A 22,648-nucleotide genomic window follows, 5' to 3' on the forward strand; every position below is an offset into this window, starting at 1 on the left:
CGCTCCTGTGCTGCGGACGTATATACGTCTATGTAACGCGGAGCGCAATACACGTTGCCTGGCGGAACGCTCCACCGCGTCGATACGATCTTTGGAAGCGCAGCGTGCCGTGCTTCGCGCGCGGCTTTGGTGCGCTTCGCGCGGACCTGAACCCGACCGCGCTCGGTCGGGTTGGATAGTGCGGTTGCGAGGAAAGCGGCGCTTCACGCGCCGCCCTCCGCGAACCGCCAGACGGGGATGCCCAGCCGACGGGCCTTGTCGGCAAGGTTGTCGGTGATCCCGGAGCCGGGAAAGACGATCAGTCCGTAGGGGACCACCGAGAGAAGCTGGTCGTTGCGGCGGAACGGAGCTGCCTTGGCGTGCCGGCTCCAATCCGGCTTGAAGGCGATCTGGGTGACCTTCCGGTTCTCGGCCCAGCAGGCGGCGATACGTTCGGCGCCGCGCGGGCTGCCGCCGTGGAGCAGGACCATGTCGGGATGCTTCTCGTGGGCCTTGTCGAGCGCGTCCCAGATCCGGTCGTGATCGTTGCAGTCGAGACCACCGGCGAAGGCAATCTTGGTGCCGGCCGGGACGAGCACCTCGGTTTCGGCGTGGCGGCGGGCGGCGAGGAAGTCTCTGGAGTCGATCATGGCTGCGGTCATTGCCTGGTGGGAGACCTTGGAGCCGGTGCGCGGCCGCCATGCCGATCCTGTTTGTGCCTCGTAGAGGTCGGCGGCCTCGTCGCGCATGATTTCGAGCACGTTGCGGCGCTCGATATAGGTGATGCCCTCGGCAGTGAGCCGTTCCAGCTCGACCGACTTCACCTCGGAACCGTCCTGCTCCTGCTGGCTAGAACGCTGGGCCTCCTCATTGCGATCGAGGCTGCGGGCGACGCGCTCGGCGGCACGGTGGAAGACGTTTGCGAAGGACCAGAGCAGGTCGTCGAGATCGGGTTCGAGCCTGGTGTCGCCAAGCATGCCGGCGAAGGTCTCGACGATTCCGGCGAGGCCGGCCCGGATCACCTCGTCGTCGGGAAGTGGCCGAGGATCAGGTTCGTCCTGATGAGGGCGATGGCCGTACATCTGCAGTTCGAGGATGACACGGTCGGTCGGCGAAGAGGCGTGGTAGGGCTCGTGGGCGTCGTCGAAAGGAAGGTCGTAGGTCATGGCGGGTCTCCGTCGGTTGTGACCGCGCCTATCGCGGCCTGACAGCGCATCCCGGCCGCGCCCCGGGCGCGGCCGCACCGAAGGCCGGAGCGCGAGCGGAGGACGGCGCAGCCGTTGCGGCCGTGAATGGGGGGTGGCAGGGGTCGCCTCTCGGGCAGGCCGCGGGCGCGGCCTCTCCGGCGGACCGCCGCCATGCCTGCAGGCTATCCGGCGACGTCGCGCCGGCCCCGCCTGCCGGCCCGACCCGGTCATCCGGGCGGCAGGAACAGACGGGCATCCTCCGGGAGGAGCTGATCGCTGAGCCATGCCGCGAGATGGGCCGGGCCGAGATGAAGTAGATCGTCATTGAAGTCGCCAAGCTGCGGGCGAAGCACCATGGAGAGAATACCGACCTCACCTGCGCGCCGGCTGAGACGCTCGATGCCATGCCGCCCAGCGGCGTCCGCATCGGCGGCGATGTAGAGGCGACGGCAGCCAGGCGGGAAGGTCAGGCCGGCGAGGTGATTGGCCGAGGTGGCGGCGGCGACCGGCAGTGCCGGCATCACTGTGCGCAGCGAGGCCATCGTCTCGAAGCCCTCGCCGGCGGCCATGACCGGAATGGGTGCGCCAGGCTCCAGGCCGAGCCAGATGCCGTTGCCTAGAAGATTCCCGAGCGAGCGGCGCGGATCGCCAAGTTGGGCCTTGCCGCTGCCTGCGGGGTCCAGCCAGGTACGCTGGAGACCCGTGATGCGGCCGTCGAGACTGGTCACGGCAGCGATCAATGCGGGCAGGGTCTGCGTCTCGCCCGTCACGAGATTCCGGTAATAGCAGCCGGGATGGAAGCGCAGGGCGCGCTCGCGCGCGCTCAAGAGAATGCCGCGGCTGGCGAGATAACGATCGGCCAACGTACCGGCGATTGGCTGCGACATGACGAACAGGCGACGCGCCGCGTCGGGAGAGCCGCGTATCGCCGCAGGCTGACGCTGCGCGTTGGAGGTCGACCACTGCGGTCGCGGCATGGCGAGGAACCGACGCGCTTCATCGGCGACATCGCGGAATTCGACGAGGCCGCAGCTTTCGCGGATCACATCGAGCAGATCGCCGAATTCGGACGACGCCTCATCGACCCACTTGCCTGCCGGTCCTTTGGCATTTGCTTTCAGCCGCACGTGCATGGAGCGGCCGCGCGTGTTGCGGACATCGCCGACGATCCAGTGGTTGCCGGAGCGATGGCCGTTGGAGAGATATTCGCGGCACACCTCCTCGGCATGCTCGCCGAGACGGCGCGCCAGCTCGGAGGCCGAGCCGGTCATGATCGCCTCCCCTCAAGCCGCCGACGTACGGTCGGTGACCCCGACCAGGGTATGGCGGTCGAGGAGCGCGGCGAGGATTGCCGACCCGTGCGCGGACGTGGGGATGAACAGCCGGAGCTTCCAGGAGATGATCTCGGATATCAGCCCCAGCGCCTTCAGCCGGGGGACCATCGCGTCCGTGAAGCCGATTAGCTCGACACGGTAGTCGTTCATGACCCGGCTGCGGCGCAGAATCAGGCCATCGGCGAGTTGCAGTCCGATCCGTCCGTCGACAAGCCCGGTCCAGGCACCTTCCGGTGAGAGCGTCGGCAGATGATCGAGACCCAGATTGCGGAACATGGCCGTGACAAGGGTCGGCGCGATGTAACGCCCGATGATGCGTTCGCCGGCATCGGTCTGGATACGGTAGACCTGACAATCATGGTCCGGCAGCCGACGCCAGATCGGCAACAGCAGGCCGGTGACGATGTGGAAAGTGCTGGTGGTGAACTCCGGAACGGCGGCGACTTCTGCCTGCCACAGGTCGCAGAACAGTTTTCGGTCGGCGGGCTGCCAGTGGGTTTCGGCAAGGGCGTCGAGACCCAAGCGCACCTCGTCGGTCGGCCGCAGCAAGCGCACTCGGTGCTCGACTGTCCCGTCGTCGAGCATCAGGCTCGCCGTTGGCAGCCGGATCGCCGCACGGCTGGAACGGGCGTTCACCAGCAGGACCGATTGCGGTTCGGCGCGGGCGATGGCCAGCGCATCGACCAGACCGAGCGGCCGGATGCGATCCTTGCGAGCAACGGTGAGCACATGCGACTGCGCGCCCGAGACCGGATGAGTGTAGACCGTGCGGCGATCGGTAATAACAATGCTCTCCGCCGTGATGGTCTCCAGGCCCTTGTCATAGGAGCCGGCAGCGATCGCGCCTTCGATCTTGGCCGCCATCAGCTGCTCGAACACCTCGAACAACAGGTCCTGGGTTTCGATGCGCAACGCCAGCAGGCGATTGAGCCAGGTCGTGATTGGCGGCAGCTCGTCCCGCAAACCACCTTCATCCGTCGTCAGCGACAGCCCGGTCACGGTCTCGAAGGTCGTGAGCGAACAACCTTCGATCTTGCCCTGGTGCAGCAGCATGTAGAATTGCCGCAGGGCGGCGCGGGCATAGGAGCTTTCCAGATTGTCCTCGGACCGGAACAGCCCTGCACCGCCAGTCTGCCGCTGGCCGCGCGTGATCGCGCCGAGTGTGTCGAGCCGGCGTGCAATCGTCGACAGGAACCTTTTGCCCGCCTTCACATTGGCGGCCATCGGCCGGAACAACGGTGGTTGCTTCTGATTTGTGCGGTGGGTCCGTCCGAGACCCTGGATGGCGTTGTCGGCGCGCCAGCCGGCTTCGAGCAGATAGTGCTTGCGCAGCCTCTGGTTTCGCGCCCCGAGATCGGCGTGGTAGGAGCGACCGGTGCCGCCGGCGTCCGAAAAGATCAGGACGCGCTTGTCGTCATCCATGAAACTCTGGGTCTCGGCGAGGTTGGCCGAGCCCGGACGGTTTTCGACGGCCAGCCGGTCGATGCCATCGCGGCCGCTCTTCTTCACGATGCGGCGCGAGCGGCCGGTCACCTCGGCGACTGTGTCTGTGCCGAAGTGGTGGATGATCTGGTCGAGGGCGCTGCCGACCGACGGCAGCGAGGCCAGCCTTTCCATGATCTCGTCGCGCCTTCGAACCGCTTCCCGGCACTGAACAGGGTTGCCGTCCACGTCATGCACAGGGCGCGAATAGACGTTGCCCTCGGCGTCCGAATATTCCTCGAACAGCTGGGTCGGGAAGGAATGCATCAAATACCCACCGACATACTCGCGCGGCGTCACGTCGACATGCAGATCCGACCATTCCTCCGTCGGGATCTCTGCAAGCCGGCGTTCCATCAGCGCCTCGCCGGTCGAGACGATCTGCACGACGGCCGCGTGGCCGTCGGCGAGGTCCTGCCTGATGGCGCTGATCAGGGTCGGCGTCATCATCGATGTGATGAGATGACTGAAGAAGCGCTGTTTGGTGCTCTCGAACGCCGAGCGCGCTGCCGCCTTGGCGTTGCGGTTCAGCGTCCCGGCGTCGCTGGTGATGTTGGCCGCCTCAAGCGCGGCTGTCAGGTTGTTGTGGATGACCTGGAACGCATCGGCATAGGCGTTGTAGATGCGTATCTGCTCCTCGGTCAGCGCGTGCTCGAGCAGGTCGTATTCGACACCGTCATAGGAGAGCGAACGCGCCGTATAGAGGCCGAGCGACCTGAGATCGCGGGCGAGCACTTCCATGGCCGCGACGCCGCCATCCTCGATGGCCGCGACGAACTCGGCCCGGTTGGCGAACGGAAAATCCTCGCTGCCCCAGATGCCGAGGCGCTGTGCATAGGCGAGGTGCTCGACCGCCGTCGCCCCGGTGGCCGAAACATAGACGATACGGGCGTCGGGCAGCGCGTGCTGCAGACGCAGCCCCGCCCTGCCCTGCTGCGAAGGCGCGACGTCACCGCGCTCGCCTTTGCCACCGGCGGCATTGGCCATCGCGTGGGCTTCGTCAAACACGATGACGCCATCAAAATCCTTTCCGACCCATTCGACGATCTGGGCGATGCGCGACTTCCTGCCCTCGCGCTCCTGGGAGCGCAGGGTGGCGTATGTCGTAAAGAGGATGCCTTCGGCAAGGCGGATTGGCGTGCCTTGTCGGAAGCGGGAAAGAGGCTGGACGAGCAATTTTTCCTGGCCGAGCGCTGCCCAGTCGCGCTGGGCGTCTTCAAGCAGTTTGTCGGATCTCGAGATCCAGATCGCGCGCCGTCGACCCTGCAGCCAGTTGTCCAGGATGATGCCGGCGACCTGCCGGCCCTTGCCGCAACCGGTCCCGTCACCCAGGAACCATCCGCGGCGGAAGCGGAACGCAGTCTCGGCGCCTCCGGAGGCGGCGGAGACGACATCGCAGGTTTCGTCGACCGTCCAGGCGCCGGCGAGATGGCCGGAATGTGCCTCACCGGCATAGATCACACTTTCGATCTGGGCGTCGGACAGCAGGCCTTCGTCGATGATCGCATCCGGCAGGGGAGGCCGATAGGAAGGCTTCGGCGGCGCGACGGCGGCCATTGCGGCCGACTGGACCAGAGGCGTCGGATGCGGCTTGGCGCGGGGAACGTGGATCGACTGGAGCGCGTAAGGCTCGTAGATCGTGTCTGTCAGCCTGCCGCCCTCCTCCGGCATCCAGTCGCGCAGCTCGTAGGCCAGGGGAACGGCAGGCGTGGTGCCTGTCACGACCGGGAGGATGGGCTTCATCCGGGCAGCCGGGTGGGTTTGGCGGATAGTCTTCGCGGCAGCTGCAGATGCTGCGATGGGTGCGGCTTTCGTCGCATTTCGCGCGGCCATTTGAGCCGCGGCATTGCGCAGGGTCTGGTTCGAGAGGGCGCCGATCGAGTCCGGGAAGCCGCCCGGCGTGCGGGGCGGCAGGTCGGATATCCAGGCGAGCAGCGTTTCGACGTCCAAAGCCTTGCCCGGCGATGCGACGAAACGCGACGGATCGGCTGCCTGCACCTTGTCGATGATCGTGAGGCGGGTTTCGGCGGTCGTGCCGTGGCGGGAATAGACCCGGCCGTCGATTGCCGCAGTGAAGACGATGGTGCCCTGCCGCTGCAACCGTTCAAAGGCGGCTCGCCATTTGGGGTTTTCAGGGGAAAGCCCGGTGCCGGTGATGGCGACAAGTCGCCCGCCGGCGCGCAGCCGGGCGAATGCGGAGGACAGGTGCCGCCATGCCGCATCGGAGACATGGCCGTCGACATAGGCGCCGACGCTGAAGGGTGGATTCATAAGCACGACAGACGGCTTCATAGCCGCGTCGAGATGATCGTCGATATGGGCGGCGTCGTGCCGGGAAACGGGAGCGCGCGGGAACAGCAGGCCGAGCAGATCCGCGCGGGTCATGGCAAGCTCGTTGAGGGCGAGCGAGGCTCGGGCAATCTCGGCATGGACTGCGAGCAGGCCGGTGCCGGCCGAAGGCTCGAGAACGACATCCGAAGAGGAGATCGCGGCCGCTTGAGCGGTGACGAAGGCGAGCGGCAGCGGCGTCGACAGCTGCTGCATGGCCTGGCTCTCGTCGGAGCGCCGTGTGTGGGTGGGAACGAGATCGGCGATCCGCCTCATCATCGCCAGCGTTGCCTCGGGCGAGGCCGACCGGGACAAGATCGCCGGTCCGAATCTGCGGATGAACAGGACCTGGGCAGATTCAAGCGCCTCATAGGCGTCCTTCCAAACCCAGAAGCCTTCGGCATCCGTTCCGCCAAAGCATTCCGTCATGACTGTGCCGAGCGCCCTGGTGGTGATGGCCTCACCATTTTCGAGGGAGGCGAGAAGGAAGCCCGCGGCACGAAAGATCGCTTCAGCGGAATCGGTCCGAGAAGGAGTGGCATTGGACGCGGCGGCCCTGGAGGCCGCCAGCGCGGTCGTGATGATGTTCATGGAAAATCCTGTCGAGAGCGGAAGGAGCCGAGCCGGCCCGGCACGCTCTCTCTGCCCAGGCCTGACCACCTCCTTCTGGCCCCGCTCTGCCTCCAGCCTTTGCCGCCGATGGCGGCGCACCGCGCGATTCTTGCGCCTGGAGATGTCCCCTTCAGAACAAGGCCGGGTTGAATGGGGTTGAATCAGGAGGATGGACGGGAGGGCCTGACGGCACTAAACCGTTGGCTGATTCTTCAAACCGATCCTCAGCAACAACGAGGTCTGCATGAAGCGGCCGGTCCGACCGTTTGTCGTGGAAGTGAAAAAGAAGCGCGGCACCATTTCAAAGCCGCGTTCGATCTGGGGAGACATCGTTTTTTCGGCTGTGGCTGACGAGCCGATGAGGGAGCCTGCGCAACTCAGTCAATCGAACACCCTTGCTTCCGATCGGATGTCATCGGAGACACCGGATCCCATAAGCACTGGAAGTCCAGAGGCTGTGGTTGAAAGAGCCGAGATCGTTGACGATGTCGGTGGATCTGAGGGCGGGCACAACGGTGCGAAAGCCGACATTGAAAATGAGGTCAAGAAACCGTTGCGGCCGGATCGAAGGCGTATCAGGCGAGCCGACGAGCCGAAACTGCCAAGAGGCCAGCGCTGGAAAAGACGGTTGCCAAAAGTGCTGCGCGAGGTGACCTGATCGTCCTTTGAAGGGCGGGTTCGTCGCTCCCCGGCTGTAAATCGGTTGGTCGCTGCTTCGAATCCGGCCCGGGGAGCCAACAATTCCAAGGCATCCAGAGTTTCCCAAGTCGGTCGAAAAACGGCTGATCTACAGCATATCTACACAACTCGACTTCGCTTGGCGCCGATCTACACGGGAATAGCCCGAAGGAGAGAAATCGCCATGGAACCCGCTTTTGACGAGCTGATCGGGCCTGCAACGACAGGCAGACCGGATGGAATTTCGGGCCGCCGCTACGGCTTGGGCGCTTCAACTCGCCGGTAGCTTAGTTAGCGACCGGCGTTGCCATCGAAATTGGAATAGCGGTTGGACGCGCACTGGTTGGTTAAGGACAAAGGCCGAAACATCGAAGCCCCAGCCAATTGCTGCGCCAAACCTTTCCTGCGACAATTGGTGGATCCGGGCGACATGGGGAGCAACAGATGAAAAAGGTGAAACCGCCTATACGCCTCGGAGCAGATCGACTATCGCCAATGGCCGACAAGCTTAGCGATCTAATTCGAGATCTCGCAAATTTGGCCGCCACCGATGGAGAGGTGCAACCGCCCACAAGCTAGCCAGCGAGGCGCTCGAGTTGCTGCTTCAGGTGGATGAGACGCGTGTCAACAAGTTGCAGCGGCGGCCTTCGAATCTGAACCTGCCGGATGATTTCCTTTCCTCGCTCTTAGTCCAGAAAAAGTAGAAGCTCGACCACCTGGGCAGGCGGGCCAAATAACGCTTACACCGTCGTGTCTCCGCAGGACAGCAATGGATGCCTTTTCGCGGCATGGCCATTGGAACGTGTTGATTTACGGAGGGGCTGGTTCTCGGCAGATCCAGAGCCGCCAGATCCCCCGATCAGTGACGGTGTGCGGTCGCGGCCGTAGGCGTAGTGGGCGCAGATCGCTGACATGTTGGTTGTGTAAGTCTTGCTGCGCACGCACCGCACATCCAAGATCGCGACACATTCGTCCCGTTCGGGGGGAATCAGGCTAGTTCAGCTAGCCAATCCTCCTGCTCCAGCCAATGTTCGGCTCGCCATCCTTCGGACGCCTGAGCCCGCAGCCTCGAGCGCAAGTGGCTTTGGAATTGCACTCTCTCGGAATTGAGCCAGGTTACGGCCATCTCGCGGTAGGGTTGGCTCTTGTTCCAGCCTTCTTCCGATTGAGGATGTTGACCGTCCAGTTGCTGGACGCAATCCAGCAACGCCAAATCGATCGGAATTCGGCGCCCCTGCTTGGTCGTCTCTTCGGCGACAACGCTCTCCAGACGCTCGTACCAATCAAGATGGTCCTGAATGATCTCGGTCCTGACAATGTTGAACACGTCATCCCCGGCTTCCGGGCCGAAAATCTGCCGAAGCTGGCTGTATGCCAGGCTGAAACGCAAAAACGAGAGGCTGACCAACAGAGCCAGCCGCTCGTGTTCATTCAGGCTCTTCAGGCGGGGATTCTCGACAGCCTTGCGCTCTCTCTCGAGGAACATCGTGGCTATGAATTCCTTCGCCCGTGCAGGAGCCTCGAAGGGCCTGGCAGTGCTTGCCTGCGGAAGCAATCCGAGCGCGACAAGCACATGCCTGCCGGCGTTGTAGTCCTTCGGAACGTCCAATAAGGCCAAGTGTTCAGAAACGGAAAACAGGACTTTGGCGGCAGGATCGGCCTTTGCTGTAAGGCCATGAAGGATGAGGACCGCGTTCTGAACGCCGTAGTCGTTCTGGACCACCATTTGGCGGATGTAATGGTGCCGACCCTGCTGGAGCTTTTCCGGCGGCATAGTCGAAAGCATGTCCGGCACAAGATGCCGATGCTCCGGCTTCATCACATAAGGGATGGTATCCGCCGCTGAAATGGCAAACTCTTGCAGTTTCCAGATCAGCGAGCCGACCCCACCTTGCCGTGCCATTTCTAGAGTCGCCGACCGGGCATTCTGAAGGGCTTGTATTTGAGGCTTGTCCGCTTGGAATGCCCCCTGGCAGTCGTTGAAAAGAGCTTCAGCCAGCGCAAACGCTTTGTTCCGGGCATCCTGGTCAACGTGATGGTTGAAAAGCGCGATATGGTAGAGGCGCCGGACGATCGCCGATAGGCTGGACAGCGTAACGCTGCTCGGCAGGCTGTTCAGCAGCGGCGACAATTCCGCGAGGCTGGCATGTTCGATTTGTTCGAAGGTTATGGCCGCAGGTGGATCGACCTTGGGCTTGCCACCAAACAGTCCCTTGAAAAACCCCGCCATGTCCACCTCCCCCGAGCTCAGCAAAGCTGCCGCGGTACAGCTGCCGCCGCGACAACCAGCTTCGCTATTGAGACCCCGCAGCGGCCTCGACGCCATGGCCAGACCGATAGAGGACTTTGGCCATGCATCGAAAATCACGTTTTGCTGAACTTAAAGCTCGTCTTGCTCTTGCGGCCGAGCCTGCGGATCACAGACACGGCAAGGGCTGCTACTGCACTGACGCGGGCATCTGGATTTCAAGCCTGATCCCCGGAGCCGCCGTCGTGCGTCCCGTGAAGGCGCTGTGCACAGTCTATAAGGCTTGCCCTGGGTCCGATGCCGTTGCATTAGCTTTCCCGAAACGAGGAGGTCGTAGCCTGTTCTTCGCACCAGCGGAAGGAGGCTTCCTTGGAAAACCATATCGATCGGCGGATCATTCTTTGTCCGGAAAGCGAAAACAAGAACCTCTTCGAGTGGTCCCTCCAAGAGGTCGATGCAGACGGCAAAAAGATTGGCCTCGATCAAGTACCGTGGGAATGGACACTCTATTTCACCGCAACCGAGCTGACTCTGCGGGACACGTTGACCATAGGGTCTAGCTACCCACATGCGTCACAAAGCGAGTCGAAAACTGTGACCGCGAAGCAGTCCATATCTGGGCACGGTCACATCACGACCGGGCACAGCATCCGGAGCATACCCTGAGCGTGGCCGTCCGCCAGAAACCACTCCCGGCTTGCGCAGAGTCGAGCTCGACAAAATTTTTCGTGGTTTTCCAGTTCCCTTCGCGATAGCGTCCAACTCTGTTGGGGGGTAATTCAATGCGGCGCTTAGCTATCAGCTTGACACTCATCGTTTGCAGTCTGCTCGCGGGCAAATCCAACTCTCAAGACTTGCAATCCATGAGTTATCCCGAAGAGGCAATTGCCAGCTTAAGAAAAAGCCATCTTCCGACAATTGCGAAATCAATCGACCAAATTTCCCACGACTGGAGTTTCATCACAGATAATTTCGAGAAAGTTGGCGTTCCTACTGAGGACTATCAACGGAGCATGGCGCAGAATCAAGCGCTGCTGGCCACGGCTGGAGAGATGCCCGACGACCCGGTCTCCGCAACGGTCGTGGGAGACGTTGCGGAGGATCTATCGGCAAAAGCTGAACATATCATGGATGTAAGCACGACCATCGCGGGCGCCACTGCTGCAGCTTACAGCGAAGTGGACATCTCAATTAGGACGGTTCATGGCAGCACAGAAGTAAATGGGTACCTCATTGGATTTAGCCCGCGCCATTTGGCTGGTAGCGACTCCCTGTTTAGGTTCAACAATCCCACTAGCCCAAGCGTAGGCAAGCTTCCTCCTGGCCGCTACGAAATGACGGCAATGTTGAATGGACAAGTCGTTCAACGTCAGGAAGTTAGTATTGGCATTCTGGGTCAGGGACCTGAAATAGTTTGCCTGGTGCCCTAAGATGACAGCCGAAGAGGTCAGCGTTAAATTCAAGGCGGTGTGGGCTGCGGTGTCAGCGGTGACAGTCATTGTGGTTGGGGTGATTTCACAATTGGTCACCAGTCCTCCTACCCTATGGCGTGACGCGGGATCTCAGCCCGTATTTCTTTCCTATGTCGCGACGCTCGTCGTTGCTGCAGGTTTCTGTAGCACGATGGCTGGGAAGCCTGTAGCGCGACCTACGTTTGGCCTTATCGCCGTGGGCATTATTGTAATCGTTGGCTACTTTATAGCCGCAGCACAATTCAGTTGCCCCTTTGTAGATGGCCGCATGTCTGTTGGCTGGACCTATCTGCCTCAGGCGGCCGACTACGTCGCCAAAAATCCTCAAATAACATGCAGCCTTTTGATTGCCGATTACACTGGCGCTACAGACACCGTGTGGCCGAAAGGCGAGATAATCACGTCATGGATTGGCGTGCTAGCCCTTTACATTGCGGCAATTTCCCTTGTGGCGACGATCGTCGTTCGGACGATGCAATCGCTGGCCGCGAAGTAGCAACAACAATCATCTTGGGAGGCGAGAAATGGCTGATCATGATCTCAAGGAAGGCGACGAAGTCCAGCATAAGACTGGGAAGATCATGATGATCTACATCGGCGAGAGCCAATTCGGCGAGGCGCTCTGCGAATGGACGGACCCGAGCGGGAAGCCCCAGCGCGACACCTTCGCATATTCGGCACTGAAGCGGTACACCAGCCCGACCGGAAGCATCTCCTTGAGCCGCGGTTGATCGGTGGAACATGCCGGTCAACTCAGATGGAAATAGACAAGATCGACAAGGATGAGCTTGAGCCCGATGCCAAGAAGCGGGCAGCTCGGGCTGCAATTAATGCGGTAGCCGGCGCAATCCCTTTCGTTGGCGGGCTGATATCAGCCGGAGCCGGATATTGGTCAGAAAAGGAGCAGGAGGAAGTTACGAACGTCCTCAGGCAATGGCTTCAAATGCTCGAGGACGAATTAAGGGAGAAGGGAAAAACAATCGCCGAGATCGTCGCCCGGCTCGACATGGGGGACGAGGAACTGAAGGAACGTATCGAATCTCCAGAATACCAGAGCCTCCTGAAGAAGGCTTTTCGCAATTGGTCGTCGATCGATACAGAATATAAGCGCCAACGCATCCGCAATATCCTGACGAATGCCGCAGCCGCCAAGACCGCATCCGACGATGTCGTCAGACTTTTTATCGAATGGATCAACCTGTATTCCGATTTTCACTTCGAGGTTATAGGCGAGATCTATAGAAATCGCGGCATTAGCCGCGGGGGAATTTGGGACAATTTAGGAAGGCCGCAGGTCACAGAGGATTCGGCCGATGCTGACCTCTTCAAGATGCTGGTTCGCGACTTGACGCTTGGAAGCGTTATCCGCCAGCACCGACAGACGGACTACGCCGGCAACTTCCTCCGCAAGCCAACCGCGAAGCGCTCAGCGCCTGGCCAAGCGTCTCGAACCGCAAAGTCGGCTTTCGATGAGACAGATCCCTATGAATTAACGGATCTCGGAACGCAGTTTGTCCACTACGCAATGACTGAAATCACGGCAAAGATCGAGTTCAAGGAATTCGACGACACGGATATTCCGGCCGACAAATCAGAGGGCTAATTAGGAAGGGGCATCCATTGCCGTTGCACAAGGAATATCGCCAACTTTGGAAAGGCGCCGGCTACACAGATACCGCGGGCAGCGCCGCGGTCGTTACACCTCCACCAGCCGGTAAGTTTCGAGCATACTATTTCACGTCGGCCGAATACGCGATCAGCAACATCGCTCTTGGTCGGTTGAAAGTTTCCAGATTTTCCGATCTCAATGACCCATTTGAATTGCTAGCCCTGAAATCGAACAGATCGAAGGCCCGTGATCTCAGCCAAGTGCTTCGCGAGAAGTACGACAAAGAAAGCGGCTTGATTTGCTTTTGCAAGGATTGGATGTCGCCGCCAATGTGGAGTCACTACGCGGCGACGCACCGAGGCATTTGTCTCGGTTTCGACCTGTCGCGCTCAACAGTTCTAAACGTCGTTTATGAAAACGATAGAGTTCCTGATAGCCTGCAGGATCTCCCTGAGATCGACGACGTTTCAATTGCTCTGAGGAAAAAGCTCTCCCGCACGAAATCCACGCACTGGGAATATGAAAGCGAGGCCAGAATCATATTTCCTCTGGCAAAATCGCAGAAGGAAGGCAATCTCTATTTCAAACCATTCGGCGACGACCTGACACTCAAGGAAGTAATCCTAGGACCGCTTTGCCAGTTGCCGCTCGCAGGTATCCGGCAGCTGGTTTCATCACTTCGTCCTGGGGTCGCCGTTTTCCGATCTCGGCTGGCATGGAAGACATTTTCAGTCGTTCCAATGGAAAGCACCATCGATGACGAACTCGACAAGGAAGTTGCGAAGGCTGTCGTCAAACGCAAGCGACTAAGCAAACACGCGCGCTCAATCAAGACGCCGTTGCAGAGGAGGCAACTTCGAAGAAATCGGCTGAAGCCGTGAACCTTTTCTGCCCGACGAGAGCGCGCCATGGGGAATACCGAAAACACAGCTCAGATTGGAGTAAATGAGACAGAGAGAATTATTCTCTCTATGAACTGGTACTTTCGACGACAGCTCGAAAGTGACATCGGGGTCGACGCACAAGCCGAGCCAGTAGTCGATGGCGAGGCAACAGGGCAGATCATCGGCATCCAGATCAAATCTGGACCATCTTACTTCACCAGGAAAAGGGGTAGCAGCTACGTCTATCGTGGGACTGCGCGCCACCTCGCCTATTGGGAACGGCTGTCGATCCCGCTGCTCTTGGTGCTGCACAATCCGGAAACGAATGAAACCGTTTGGACAAAGGTGGAAAGGCACAAGGCCACAATCTTACCCGACGGATCATGGACGATTGAAATCTCCTCCTATTCCAGGTTAACGGAGAATTCTGCTCAGAGCATTTTGGAGAATTTGCCTAAGTCTGATCCCGAGAACACTAGACGCCAAAGGATGGCCCTCGACGTAGATCTTATTCGTCGCGTTGCCGGTGGTGGTGAGGTTGCCTTTCTCACCATTGAGGAGTGGATAAACAAAAGCCTGAACATTCGCGGCGCCGAGATCTCTTTCGACGATCCATATGCAGAAGCGGAGTATCGAATCCCCTTTTACATGGCGAGAGCATCGATCGAGGATGCTCTGGATTTCATTTTTCCATGGGGTGACGTTTCGTATTCGGATGCTGTCGAAAACGTTGCAGGCGAAATTGACCTTCACAAATTTGAGATGACTGTCAATGAACTCGGAAAGGCGTTTTTGTTACTGGAAGATTTTTACAGAGATGGTCCACAGTCTAGAGATGAGCTAACCCCGCCTCCCGATGAGAGTGAAGCATGGTTCCCCGACGATCCCGATTGAATTGAGAAACCTAGACGCCTCAACCTCCGTGCCGGCGCGGCACTGCACTCTAGCACGCACGGTGTATCCCGCCGGCACCACTCCGGCGTTATAGCCACGCGTTGGCAATGGGAGCAACGACCATGTTGCCGGAAGACGCTTTTCTAAGAAGGTTGCCAAACACCGTTGATGAGGCGCAAGCCATCAAGCCCGAGGCTTTGGTTTTCTCAGCAGACGCTGTGGAACTCTGGCCTGCTGCCGGTTTCGTGGACACCGAGATAAGGTGTTTAACGGAACCGGAGAGTGGGAATGCAGAGAAGGAAATTCAGCGCGAGTTCAAGCTTGAGGCGGTGAGATTGATCAAGGATCGAGGCGTTGCGGTGGCCCAGGCTGCCCGCGACCTCGATCTCCACGAGAATATGCTGCGCAAATGGGTGCGCGAGCTGTCGACCGATCCGCAGCATGCGTTTCCCGGTCATGGGCAGATGAAGCCGGAGCAGCAGGAGATTGACCGGCTGCGCAAGGAAGTGGCGAAGCTGAAGGCGGAGCGCGACATCCTAAAAAAGGCCGCAGCCTACTTCGCGAGGGAAGTGACATGAGGTTCGCTTTCATCGCGACGCGCCGGAATATCTGGGCGGTGGCATGGCTGTGCAGTGCGCTGGATGTGTCCCGCTCAGGCTTCCATGCCTGGCTCAACCGCAGCCCCAGCGCTCCCGCCATGACGAGATCCTCGTTTCCAGGATCGACCGCAGCTTCAAGAGCAGCGACCGCACCTATGGTTCTCGTCGCGTGTGGCACGACGTGCTGGCCGAGGGGGCTTTCCTGCGGCCTGCATCGTATCGAACGTCTGATGCGGGAGAACGGTTGCGGGCCCGGCCTCGGCGCCGCCGACTGCCGAAGGATACGGGCGAGCGAGCGGCAGTGTCGGGCAACCTCCCTCGACCGCGCCTTCGAGGCATCGGCCCCGAACCAGAAATGGATCGCCGACTTCACGTATATCTGGGCCGCAGAAGGATGGCTCTACGTTGCCGCCGTGGTCGACCTGTTCTCCCGGCGGGTCGTCGGCTGAGCGATGAAGGCCGAGATGACAGCCCAGCTCGTCACCGACGCCTTGATCATGGCGATCTGGCGCCGAGGCAAGCCCGACGGCCTGCTGCATCATTCCGACGGGGGATCGCAATACACGAGCGAGCAGTTCCAGCGCCTGATGACCGACCACGGCATCACGTGTTCGATGAGCCGGTCGGGCAACGTCTGGGACAATGCTGCGATGGAGAGCTTCTTCTCGTCGTTGAAAACCGAACGCACAGCCCGCAAGGTCTACAGGACCAGAGATGCCGCCAGGGCGGATGTGTTCGAGTACATCGAGCGCTTCTACAACCCTCGGCGGAGGCACTCGACGCTTGGCCATCTGAGCCCCGTGGAGTTCGAGGAACAAGCTATGTTAGCTTAACCTCGTGTCCGAAAAACCGGCAGCAGGCCAAGCCGCTTATCGATACTTTGGCAGACGCTCGGGAGTTGTAGGTCTCGAAGGTTGTATCGGCCTACTGCGAGGCACCTGGGGCGAGTACGCGATTTGCCTCCGAGGCCAGCCGATCAAAGATGTCCCGGTTGGCCTTCCAGAAGCCGAGTAGCTTGAATGCCGCCTCGTAGGCGCTTCGAACCCGACTTTCGATGATCCCGAGGCCATCACCGACGAGAAACGGCTGAAGACCAGCGATGCGGACTGCGGACGATTTGCTGTTTTCAATCAGCTTGAATTCCGGCCCCTCTGTATCAGCGACCGCGGAAGCCAGCGCATCGAGTGGCACGTTCCTGAAGGACAGATCCACATGACCAAGGTGTCCCTTCAGGTCCACCCGCAAATAGGACGGCATGCCGGGGCATTTGGGATTGATGTACGTCGATTTGGGAAAGTCGCGGCGAGCGATCAGGAAGAAGTCGCCGAACTCGCGCCTCACCATGTCATCGACCGCATTCCACCACTCAATGCGAAATGGATCGTAGTCCTCCACGGCAAATATCTTGCCGCGGGCCGCGCGCTCGAGGAAATCTGCTCTGTACACGGTCCGGAGATCGCCGCCCTTTGTCCTGAGGAATTCCGCGGCATCCTCGAATGAGATAGCCCGCACGTTCTCTGGCAGACCCGTCGTTGCGTATTGTCTTGGAGCGAATACGGTGACGGCGAATTCGGTCCATTTCCCGCGTTCAACGCCAATCTCGCCACGGCGGATGTATCGCGCGATTTGGTCCCGCTGAAAGCCCGCAGTGATCTTGTTCTCGACCAGGAGCGCGAAGGTCGCGTTGCCCTGCGAACCGAAAATCGCCTCGACATCGGTTTCGCCAGTTTCGTCCACAACAGACGGCTGGGTTCGGGTCGCCGGAAAAAGCGCCTGCTCCGGAAGCCCCGCGCGTGCGGCAAACCAGCGGGCAAAGGCTGGATTTACGCGCAGTTCCTCACTAAGCCAGATGTCGATGTCCCGCTCGATAAACCACGAAATGTCGCACGAGTTCTTCATTTTGGTCGTCTCCTTCCCAGATTTCCGGCCGGATTGGTTCATTGCGTTTCCCGCCAGCGGGCCATCAGGACATCATCTTGGCGTCTGAGTGCCGCTTCCGTTCTGTCTTTGCATTCGTCTAATTTCCTTTGGAGTCGATGGCATTCCGCTGCGAGCGCCTCTTCGATAGCGCCGGAATAGAGCGCCGTTTCGAACTCCTGGCAGGCCGGACTGGCGAAGTGGAACTCCGCAGGTTTTCCGTGCGGCCCCTCCAGGCGGCATAGCCACCGCGATTTTTCAGGGCTGCCGGGCAGGCTCGCCCACGGCGATTTCGCACGAAGCCCTGAAAGCACGCTCGCGAACCGCTCTACTGTCCCTGAATTCACCGGGAGCAACCAGAAGGCGGCTTCGATAGAACATTCACCCATCAGCGGCTCGAACTGGATCCCACCGTCGAACGAGAAACCGAATAGGGAATCAATGCCGTAATGGTTGCCTGAGGTCTTCAAGCCATATTTTCCGAAGCGGCCGACGCGCCGCCACCCGTCAGGCATCTGAGCGGCAACTGTACCCGCGAACTCTGCGATTTCTGCATACGGCCCGTCGTCACCGCTCGGAACGTCGTCCCGCGCGCAGAACGGCATGGAAGACCAATCAAACGTGGTGGTTTGGCAGGCCTGTTCCTGGACCGAAAGTTCGACATGGGAGCGGATTTCGAACATCGGCCCAAGGTCGTCCCTGCGGGTCCTCGGTCCGATCCCCAGGCAAATGTCGGTGAAGACATCCAGTCGCGCAGGAAGCGTTTCGGTCGACCCCATCCGGTCGGCCCCTCTTCGATCCCTTAATGCGCATAGGGCGGCGACCTCGGAGCGCGGACATTCGTTCGGTGCGAGGGCCGCCTTTTCGACCTCAATCGGCCCGCGGAGCGTAACGCGCCAAACACGCAGCAGCGGGATTACCGGGATAGCGGGATAAGGGGGCACGGAGACATCTAGGTAATCTTCGTACCCCAGGTCGCCCGGCCGAAAATCGGCGCTCCCAAGCCCTTCACGAGTTGGACGCGGATCAGGGCCAGCCCCTCGGAACACGATTTCGTCAGTAATTGGGTCATAGCCCGCACGGAGGCGCCGGACTTCCTCGAAATAAGAATGCAGGCGCGTGGACCGGATGATCCAGTCGACCATCTGATGGAGCCGCCAGTTCAGGCGCACCGCCGGGTCGTCGATTGCGAACGTGACGGACTGCCAGAAAGCTGTCCCCCGGAAGGCATCGAGGACGACCTCGTCCGGCGTCAGATTGAGCGCCTCCGCGAGCACGTCGAGGACGGCCACGTAGGGCTCTATCTTCCGTATCAGGTTCTGGGCACCTGCTTTTTTCTTCGCCTCGGCCGGCGCAACGGTATGGTCGGCGCGGAGCCGTTCGAGATGACGCTGCGGCCTCTCTTTCTCCGCCAGGCGTTCCTGGATACGGCGTTGAGTGATTCCTCGGGATTTTGCTTGTGCCAGCAAGCGGTCCACCGCCTGCGCCGGCCAAATCTCATCGTCCCGACCACTGAACGGAGCGTTGGGGTTTTCCGCCGCTCCTCGAATATTTCTGACGGTTTCGGATCGCGTCTCCTCCCGACTGATTTCCTGCTCGATTCTGTCGGCAGGGCTTACTGGCACCTTCGTTGCCAGCAGCTTCCGAAACGGCACTACGTTGTCGACGTCAGTCATTGGATTCCCCTCATCTACCCCTGCGGTAGCGACGTCCGCGACGGGAAGAGGCGGCATGCAATATCGACACGACCTCGCCCGTGCTGTCACTGTAAATCACGGCGTGTTTGGCGAGGCCGTCGTACCCGCGGATCGTTCTTGCGGTGCGGCTGCTGACCTTCAGCAGCCAGCAGTTGCCGCCGAGCGGCCGTTCCACATCGGCATTTTCCAGGACGGCATAAAGTCTATCGGTCCTTATGCCGCGCTGCCGGCTTCGCCGCTGCGCATGAGCTGAAAGCTTGGTCATTGGCTTTCCCCTTTGAAAGCGGCAGCGGCCGATATGCCAGTGCCACAAGTTGAATGCTGACAAACTGACAATTATGGGAAGGAATGCAATCAACCCTTATGGGAAAACGGCTGTCATTTCTGGGAAAATATTGCCCAATTGTTGGGAAGAAATTTATCAAGTTTGGGGAAACAGTCGACAGGCCATGTGGTCGGCACCAATTGGGTTAGATACGATCATTCGACACCGTTGCGTCCATCCTAGCTGGTGAGCACAAGCCGCGCCTTCTTCTATGCCAGCCTACCTAATCTCGTCGGCGTCTTGCTTCCTCAAGAACCGTTCGTATCGTGCCATCAAGCCGCTTTGGGAACTGCCGCACGGTAGCGCCCATAGCCCGCAGCGAGGAACGCCGATGTCGGTCAGGTCTTTTGTCCGGACTTCGCCCTTCTCGATGGCGAGCGAAACGGCGCGTTCCCTCAATGTCAGCTTCGGACCACCAGCAAGCCGGATCCGCTCGGCGCGGTCGCGATCACGCTTCCGCATCCTGACGGAGGGCTCTGGCGCAGTTTTGAGGGGGATCGGCAGCACATAGTTCGCAGTTTCGTTCAGCCCGGGGAGCATTTCCAAGCACTTGGCTGAATATTCACTTCCCTCATTTGCGAGGAGGGTTCGTTTCGGGCAACGTTGGGGGCAACAAGCAGATGTCGTCTGCCAAAAAAACACAGAATCGCGCCCCATCCTTGGGCAGACTTTTGCGAATGACACGCAAAGAGGCGGCTTCAAATCAAATCAATCTTGCAATCAGGCTTTTCCACCAGGGAGAAATTCGCCGGAGCGATCACCTTGGCGCTATCGTCGCGACGGTCGACAAACTGACCTTACTGGCACGCGAGATGCCGCCTACAAGCAGCATCAAATCGTAGGGGAAGATTCGCCGTTCCGATCTATGGAACGGGGCTTCGACGACATCGCTGCCGCCCTGCGAGCCCCGCCAGCGCACGCTCTTCGCCCTGTCCTACGCCGCCGTGGCAGCTTTACTCGCCCGGCTTCGTCAAGCCGCTCAGTTCGGGGGCCCGCTTGCGTGCCTTCAACTGTTGCGCGATGGTTTGCCCGCAAACGAGGGGACGGCCATGACCAATGTGCAAATTCAGAGCCAGCAGGAATTCACATACGAAGGGCGCGTAGGCGCTTTCCTTTTCATATGCGGACCGATTGCCAGCGGCCTTGGTTATGCTTGGCTGATGAATGAACTTTCGAACGGATATCCTCAGATCAGCGGCCCGTTACTCGTCCAAGCGGCCGGCGCGCTCGCGTTCTTATTGGGCTGCGTCATGATGTTGGTTGGTCGGACATATCAACACGACGTAACCGTCCAAAGTGGCGAGTCTCAAAAAACAAGGCTCGGCGAAAGATAAGCTCTGAGAGCCCCGCCAGCGCGTTTGCGGGACCGCTACGGCGCGATTGCGTTGCGCCTGGCTGAAAGCCTCGCCACCGGCCTTGGGGTCGGCGTAGGATTGGCCATCGTCCACCCCTTCGCTGGCTAATTCGGTAATACGCTCATGACGATGAGAACTAGCAGGGCCGCGATCATAGCGACGACGATCGCGGCGAGCCGTATACGCTTCGCCCACACTTGGCGCCCAGGTCGTCGGGTCAATCCGGCGGCGTCGTAGGCACTGTAAAGGTGACGGCCGTTCTCTCCGTAGCGATCGGCGTTGGGATAATCTCGCTTGGTCGGCCCGCTCTTTGGAAGTGAGGCTTTCGCCGCTCTGCTACGGCGCCGCAGCTCCTATTCGAGATCGTCGACGGTGAACTTATCCTTGGCCATCGTTCCCCATCCTTATCAACCGGGCTGCTAAGCCCACATCTAATTTCAGTGAAGCCTTCCTTTATCGGAAGGTGAGGCTTGCGCGGGCCTGGTTAACGCAAGTGTTGCGACCTATCTGCCGATCATGCCTTTCGGATGCGCCTCGTCTCGGCCGCCTCGGCCGCCATATGGCGCAGATGGTTCTCGATCAGGATGAGCGTCGCCAGCGTGCCGCAGACAGCAGCGGCAATGACGAAGCCGAGCAGAAGGCCCAGAATGATTCCCACAATGCCATGCCAAGTGCCTTGCTCATGCATATGCCGCCAGCCCGCAACACCACCGCCGAGCGTGACGAGGACCGCGAAAGCCGCGTTGAGCGTGGCGAGCATGTCCGACAGTGCGCGCGTCATCTGAAATCCTCCGGTTGAGGCACCCAACTTAGCCTGCCGCAGGAAAGCCCGCCAGCGGCGTCCTTGCCATAAGCACGTCACAGCGCGATTGTGGCCCTGCTTGGGAGGGACGGACGATGCTTACCCGGAGTGTCTTTGTGCCGGTTGAAGAGCCGGAACATCTCCTCGCGCGTGGCGACGCCGTCGAACACCTTTCGGAACGGGGGATGGGTGGACATGGCTGCTCTCCGGAAATAGCCGGTCACCCGCCACAGCAGCGCCGCGGCGGGTGATTGTCGGCCGGTGTCGGGATCGGTGGGCTGGTTCAGGCCGCGCGGCGACCCGCGGAGGGTGCGGCATCGCGTCCGACGCCCGTAATGGCGCGGACCGCATCGGCGAGTGCCGGAATGTCGTCGAGCATGCCGAGTGCGACGAAGTGGTTTGCCCCGCCGGTATAGTCCTTGCGGCTCTTGCAGGTGCGGATCAGGATGCCGTGGCCCGACGACAGCCCAAACTGGCCGACCTGGATATAGGCGCGGTCATGATGCAGGATGATTTCACCGGATACGGCGATGCCCGCCCTGTTCGAGCGGATTTCGAAGCTGCCCGGCGTCAGCGCCAACTCGGCGGCAAGTTTCTTCAACCGCGAACGGGCGGTCGTGTGAAAACGCCTTTTCTGCTGCTCGTTGTAGGAGCAGCTTGCAGTCGAACATGTCGATCTCCATGAAACGGAACATGCCCGGCGATCGATTGCGCGACCGCCGGGCAGGTCGTGGAATGGTTTATACGTTGAGGAAGTCAGGCAGCCGTGCCGCCCTCGATGACGTCGGCGCCGACCTCATCGGCGGAGACCTCCTCGAGATAGGCCCGGCTGTACGGATTGTTGGTGAGCCAGCGTTCGGCGGCCTCGCGATCCCTGGCAAGATGCAGGAGTTCCGGGCTTTCACCGATGTCCTGCAGGACGCGGACCATGCCGATCGACGGGCGCTCGACGATCTCGAAACGCAGATCGCTCTCGACGGACCAGGTGCGTCGGACAGAGGTAACGACGGTGCCCCCTTGGCCGAAATCGCCTTCATGCAACGTGAAACAGGCTGGCGAGCTATAGGTCGCGCGCGTTCGCGGCGGCTCCTTCTTGACAAGTCTGCCGGTGCCGTTCCGTCTTTCCCAGGCGGACAGCTTCTTTCTGAAGCGGGCCGGCGGCCTGGCTGTGCCGTCGGAATAACGGAGAACGCTTCCCAGAGAGGCGCAATCGTAAATTGTATGTGCGGACATGCGTTTTTTCTCC

Annotated in this window: 20 protein-coding genes and 1 pseudogene; 10 read left to right on the plus strand and 11 right to left on the minus strand. The window is 60.3% G+C overall.

The window, feature by feature from the left end; genetic code table 11:
• Positions 1–203: 203 nt before the first annotated feature.
• From AB4Z43_RS28935 to AB4Z43_RS28945, 3 genes are all read right to left on the minus strand, one after another.
• Entirely contained in the window at positions 204–1,145 is a 942-nt protein-coding gene (locus AB4Z43_RS28935; protein ID WP_441940063.1) for a DUF2493 domain-containing protein, read from the minus strand.
• 248 nt (positions 1,146–1,393) lie between these two features.
• On the minus strand, positions 1,394–2,437 hold the full coding sequence (locus AB4Z43_RS28940; RefSeq protein WP_441940065.1) for a DUF7146 domain-containing protein: 1,044 nt from the start codon (positions 2,435–2,437) through the stop codon (positions 1,394–1,396).
• Positions 2,438–2,449: 12 nt separating this feature from the next.
• Positions 2,450–6,901, minus strand: a complete 4,452-nt coding sequence (locus tag AB4Z43_RS28945; RefSeq protein ID WP_441940067.1) for a strawberry notch-like NTP hydrolase domain-containing protein — start codon at positions 6,899–6,901, stop codon at positions 2,450–2,452.
• 265 nt (positions 6,902–7,166) lie between these two features.
• On the opposite strand from AB4Z43_RS28945, the gene AB4Z43_RS28950 reads away from it, so the two are divergent.
• Complete coding sequence (locus tag AB4Z43_RS28950; protein ID WP_441940068.1) at positions 7,167–7,580, plus strand: hypothetical protein; 414 nt, start codon at positions 7,167–7,169, stop codon at positions 7,578–7,580.
• Between the two features lie 1,008 nt (positions 7,581–8,588).
• Here AB4Z43_RS28950 and AB4Z43_RS28955 read toward each other — a convergent pair.
• Positions 8,589–9,830 (minus strand): hypothetical protein, encoded by a 1,242-nt coding sequence (locus tag AB4Z43_RS28955; RefSeq protein WP_441940070.1) that lies wholly within the window; start codon positions 9,828–9,830, stop codon positions 8,589–8,591.
• A gap of 387 nt (positions 9,831–10,217) precedes the next feature.
• Between AB4Z43_RS28955 and AB4Z43_RS28960 the strand changes: the two genes are divergently transcribed.
• From AB4Z43_RS28960 to AB4Z43_RS28995, 8 genes and pseudogenes are all read left to right on the plus strand, one after another.
• Positions 10,218–10,514: a hypothetical protein gene (locus AB4Z43_RS28960; protein WP_441940072.1), complete on the plus strand. Its 297-nt coding sequence runs from the start codon at positions 10,218–10,220 to the stop codon at positions 10,512–10,514.
• A gap of 197 nt (positions 10,515–10,711) precedes the next feature.
• Positions 10,712–11,278 carry a hypothetical protein gene (locus tag AB4Z43_RS28965; RefSeq protein ID WP_441940074.1) on the plus strand — a complete coding sequence of 189 codons (567 nt, stop codon included), beginning with the start codon at positions 10,712–10,714 and terminating at the stop codon, positions 11,276–11,278.
• Position 11,279: 1 nt separating this feature from the next.
• Entirely contained in the window at positions 11,280–11,816 is a 537-nt protein-coding gene (locus AB4Z43_RS28970; RefSeq protein WP_441940076.1) for a hypothetical protein, read from the plus strand.
• Positions 11,817–11,844: 28 nt separating this feature from the next.
• On the plus strand, positions 11,845–12,051 hold the full coding sequence (locus AB4Z43_RS28975; RefSeq protein ID WP_441940078.1) for a hypothetical protein: 207 nt from the start codon (positions 11,845–11,847) through the stop codon (positions 12,049–12,051).
• A 26-nt stretch (positions 12,052–12,077) separates the two neighbouring features.
• A complete protein-coding gene (locus tag AB4Z43_RS28980) occupies positions 12,078–12,923 on the plus strand; it encodes a hypothetical protein (protein ID WP_441940079.1) in 846 nt (281 codons plus the stop codon).
• 17 nt (positions 12,924–12,940) lie between these two features.
• Positions 12,941–13,810: a DUF2971 domain-containing protein gene (locus tag AB4Z43_RS28985; protein WP_441940081.1), complete on the plus strand. Its 870-nt coding sequence runs from the start codon at positions 12,941–12,943 to the stop codon at positions 13,808–13,810.
• Between the two features lie 27 nt (positions 13,811–13,837).
• On the plus strand, positions 13,838–14,707 hold the full coding sequence (locus AB4Z43_RS28990) for a DUF4365 domain-containing protein (RefSeq protein WP_441940083.1): 870 nt from the start codon (positions 13,838–13,840) through the stop codon (positions 14,705–14,707).
• Between the two features lie 288 nt (positions 14,708–14,995).
• A pseudogene (locus tag AB4Z43_RS28995) lies at positions 14,996–16,139 on the plus strand (IS3 family transposase).
• 91 nt (positions 16,140–16,230) lie between these two features.
• On the opposite strand, the gene AB4Z43_RS29000 reads toward AB4Z43_RS28995, so the two are convergent.
• From AB4Z43_RS29000 to AB4Z43_RS29010, 3 genes are read right to left on the minus strand one after another with little or no spacing between them, the layout of a single operon-like run.
• Positions 16,231–17,247 (minus strand): hypothetical protein, encoded by a 1,017-nt coding sequence (locus tag AB4Z43_RS29000; protein WP_441940084.1) that lies wholly within the window; start codon positions 17,245–17,247, stop codon positions 16,231–16,233.
• Positions 17,244–18,899 carry a hypothetical protein gene (locus tag AB4Z43_RS29005; protein WP_441940086.1) on the minus strand — a complete coding sequence of 552 codons (1,656 nt, stop codon included), beginning with the start codon at positions 18,897–18,899 and terminating at the stop codon, positions 17,244–17,246. Before AB4Z43_RS29005 ends, AB4Z43_RS29000 begins: the two co-directional genes overlap by 4 nt.
• 10 nt (positions 18,900–18,909) lie before the next feature.
• The gene (locus AB4Z43_RS29010) at positions 18,910–19,185 is read right to left on the minus strand and encodes a DUF4258 domain-containing protein (RefSeq protein WP_441940088.1); all 276 of its coding nucleotides are present in this window, start codon (positions 19,183–19,185) and stop codon (positions 18,910–18,912) included.
• 1,109 nt (positions 19,186–20,294) lie between these two features.
• Between AB4Z43_RS29010 and AB4Z43_RS29015 the strand changes: the two genes are divergently transcribed.
• Positions 20,295–20,579, plus strand: coding sequence for a hypothetical protein (locus AB4Z43_RS29015; RefSeq protein ID WP_441940089.1), 285 nt, complete (start codon positions 20,295–20,297; stop codon positions 20,577–20,579).
• A 535-nt stretch (positions 20,580–21,114) separates the two neighbouring features.
• Here the strand turns inward: AB4Z43_RS29015 and AB4Z43_RS29020 are convergent.
• From AB4Z43_RS29020 to AB4Z43_RS29035, 4 genes are all read right to left on the minus strand, one after another.
• Positions 21,115–21,381 carry a hypothetical protein gene (locus tag AB4Z43_RS29020; RefSeq protein WP_441940091.1) on the minus strand — a complete coding sequence of 89 codons (267 nt, stop codon included), beginning with the start codon at positions 21,379–21,381 and terminating at the stop codon, positions 21,115–21,117.
• Between the two features lie 77 nt (positions 21,382–21,458).
• Positions 21,459–21,599 carry a DUF1419 domain-containing protein gene (locus AB4Z43_RS29025; RefSeq protein ID WP_441940093.1) on the minus strand — a complete coding sequence of 47 codons (141 nt, stop codon included), beginning with the start codon at positions 21,597–21,599 and terminating at the stop codon, positions 21,459–21,461.
• Positions 21,600–21,685: 86 nt separating this feature from the next.
• Entirely contained in the window at positions 21,686–22,003 is a 318-nt protein-coding gene (locus AB4Z43_RS29030) for a hypothetical protein (protein WP_441940095.1), read from the minus strand.
• A 155-nt stretch (positions 22,004–22,158) separates the two neighbouring features.
• Complete coding sequence (locus AB4Z43_RS29035; protein WP_441940097.1) at positions 22,159–22,635, minus strand: hypothetical protein; 477 nt, start codon at positions 22,633–22,635, stop codon at positions 22,159–22,161.
• Positions 22,636–22,648: the final 13 nt, after the last annotated feature.

Origin of the sequence: Mesorhizobium sp. 2RAF45 (genome assembly GCF_052115225.1) — a bacterium.
Taxonomy (GTDB): domain Bacteria; phylum Pseudomonadota; class Alphaproteobacteria; order Rhizobiales; family Rhizobiaceae; genus Mesorhizobium; species Mesorhizobium jarvisii.

Excerpts from the sequence above, each read along its gene's own strand:
- AB4Z43_RS29005 (WP_441940086.1), bottom strand. The coding sequence starts at position 18,899 with ATGACTGACGTCGACAACGTAGTGCCGTTTCGGAAGCTGCTGGCAACG.
- AB4Z43_RS28935 (WP_441940063.1), bottom strand. The coding sequence starts at position 1,145 with ATGACCTACGACCTTCCTTTCGACGACGCCCACGAGCCCTACCACGCC.
- AB4Z43_RS28975 (WP_441940078.1), top strand. The coding sequence starts at position 11,845 with ATGGCTGATCATGATCTCAAGGAAGGCGACGAAGTCCAGCATAAGACT.
- AB4Z43_RS28940 (WP_441940065.1), bottom strand. The coding sequence starts at position 2,437 with ATGACCGGCTCGGCCTCCGAGCTGGCGCGCCGTCTCGGCGAGCATGCC.
- AB4Z43_RS29035 (WP_441940097.1), bottom strand. The coding sequence starts at position 22,635 with ATGTCCGCACATACAATTTACGATTGCGCCTCTCTGGGAAGCGTTCTC.
- AB4Z43_RS28980 (WP_441940079.1), top strand. The coding sequence starts at position 12,078 with ATGGAAATAGACAAGATCGACAAGGATGAGCTTGAGCCCGATGCCAAG.
- AB4Z43_RS29000 (WP_441940084.1), bottom strand. The coding sequence starts at position 17,247 with ATGAACCAATCCGGCCGGAAATCTGGGAAGGAGACGACCAAAATGAAG.
- AB4Z43_RS28950 (WP_441940068.1), top strand. The coding sequence starts at position 7,167 with ATGAAGCGGCCGGTCCGACCGTTTGTCGTGGAAGTGAAAAAGAAGCGC.
- AB4Z43_RS28990 (WP_441940083.1), top strand. The coding sequence starts at position 13,838 with ATGGGGAATACCGAAAACACAGCTCAGATTGGAGTAAATGAGACAGAG.
- AB4Z43_RS28945 (WP_441940067.1), bottom strand. The coding sequence starts at position 6,901 with ATGAACATCATCACGACCGCGCTGGCGGCCTCCAGGGCCGCCGCGTCC.
- AB4Z43_RS29010 (WP_441940088.1), bottom strand. The coding sequence starts at position 19,185 with ATGACCAAGCTTTCAGCTCATGCGCAGCGGCGAAGCCGGCAGCGCGGC.
- AB4Z43_RS28965 (WP_441940074.1), top strand. The coding sequence starts at position 10,712 with ATGAGTTATCCCGAAGAGGCAATTGCCAGCTTAAGAAAAAGCCATCTT.
- AB4Z43_RS29015 (WP_441940089.1), top strand. The coding sequence starts at position 20,295 with ATGACCAATGTGCAAATTCAGAGCCAGCAGGAATTCACATACGAAGGG.
- AB4Z43_RS28955 (WP_441940070.1), bottom strand. The coding sequence starts at position 9,830 with ATGGCGGGGTTTTTCAAGGGACTGTTTGGTGGCAAGCCCAAGGTCGAT.
- AB4Z43_RS28970 (WP_441940076.1), top strand. The coding sequence starts at position 11,280 with ATGACAGCCGAAGAGGTCAGCGTTAAATTCAAGGCGGTGTGGGCTGCG.
- AB4Z43_RS29025 (WP_441940093.1), bottom strand. The coding sequence starts at position 21,599 with ATGTCCACCCATCCCCCGTTCCGAAAGGTGTTCGACGGCGTCGCCACG.
- AB4Z43_RS29020 (WP_441940091.1), bottom strand. The coding sequence starts at position 21,381 with ATGACGCGCGCACTGTCGGACATGCTCGCCACGCTCAACGCGGCTTTC.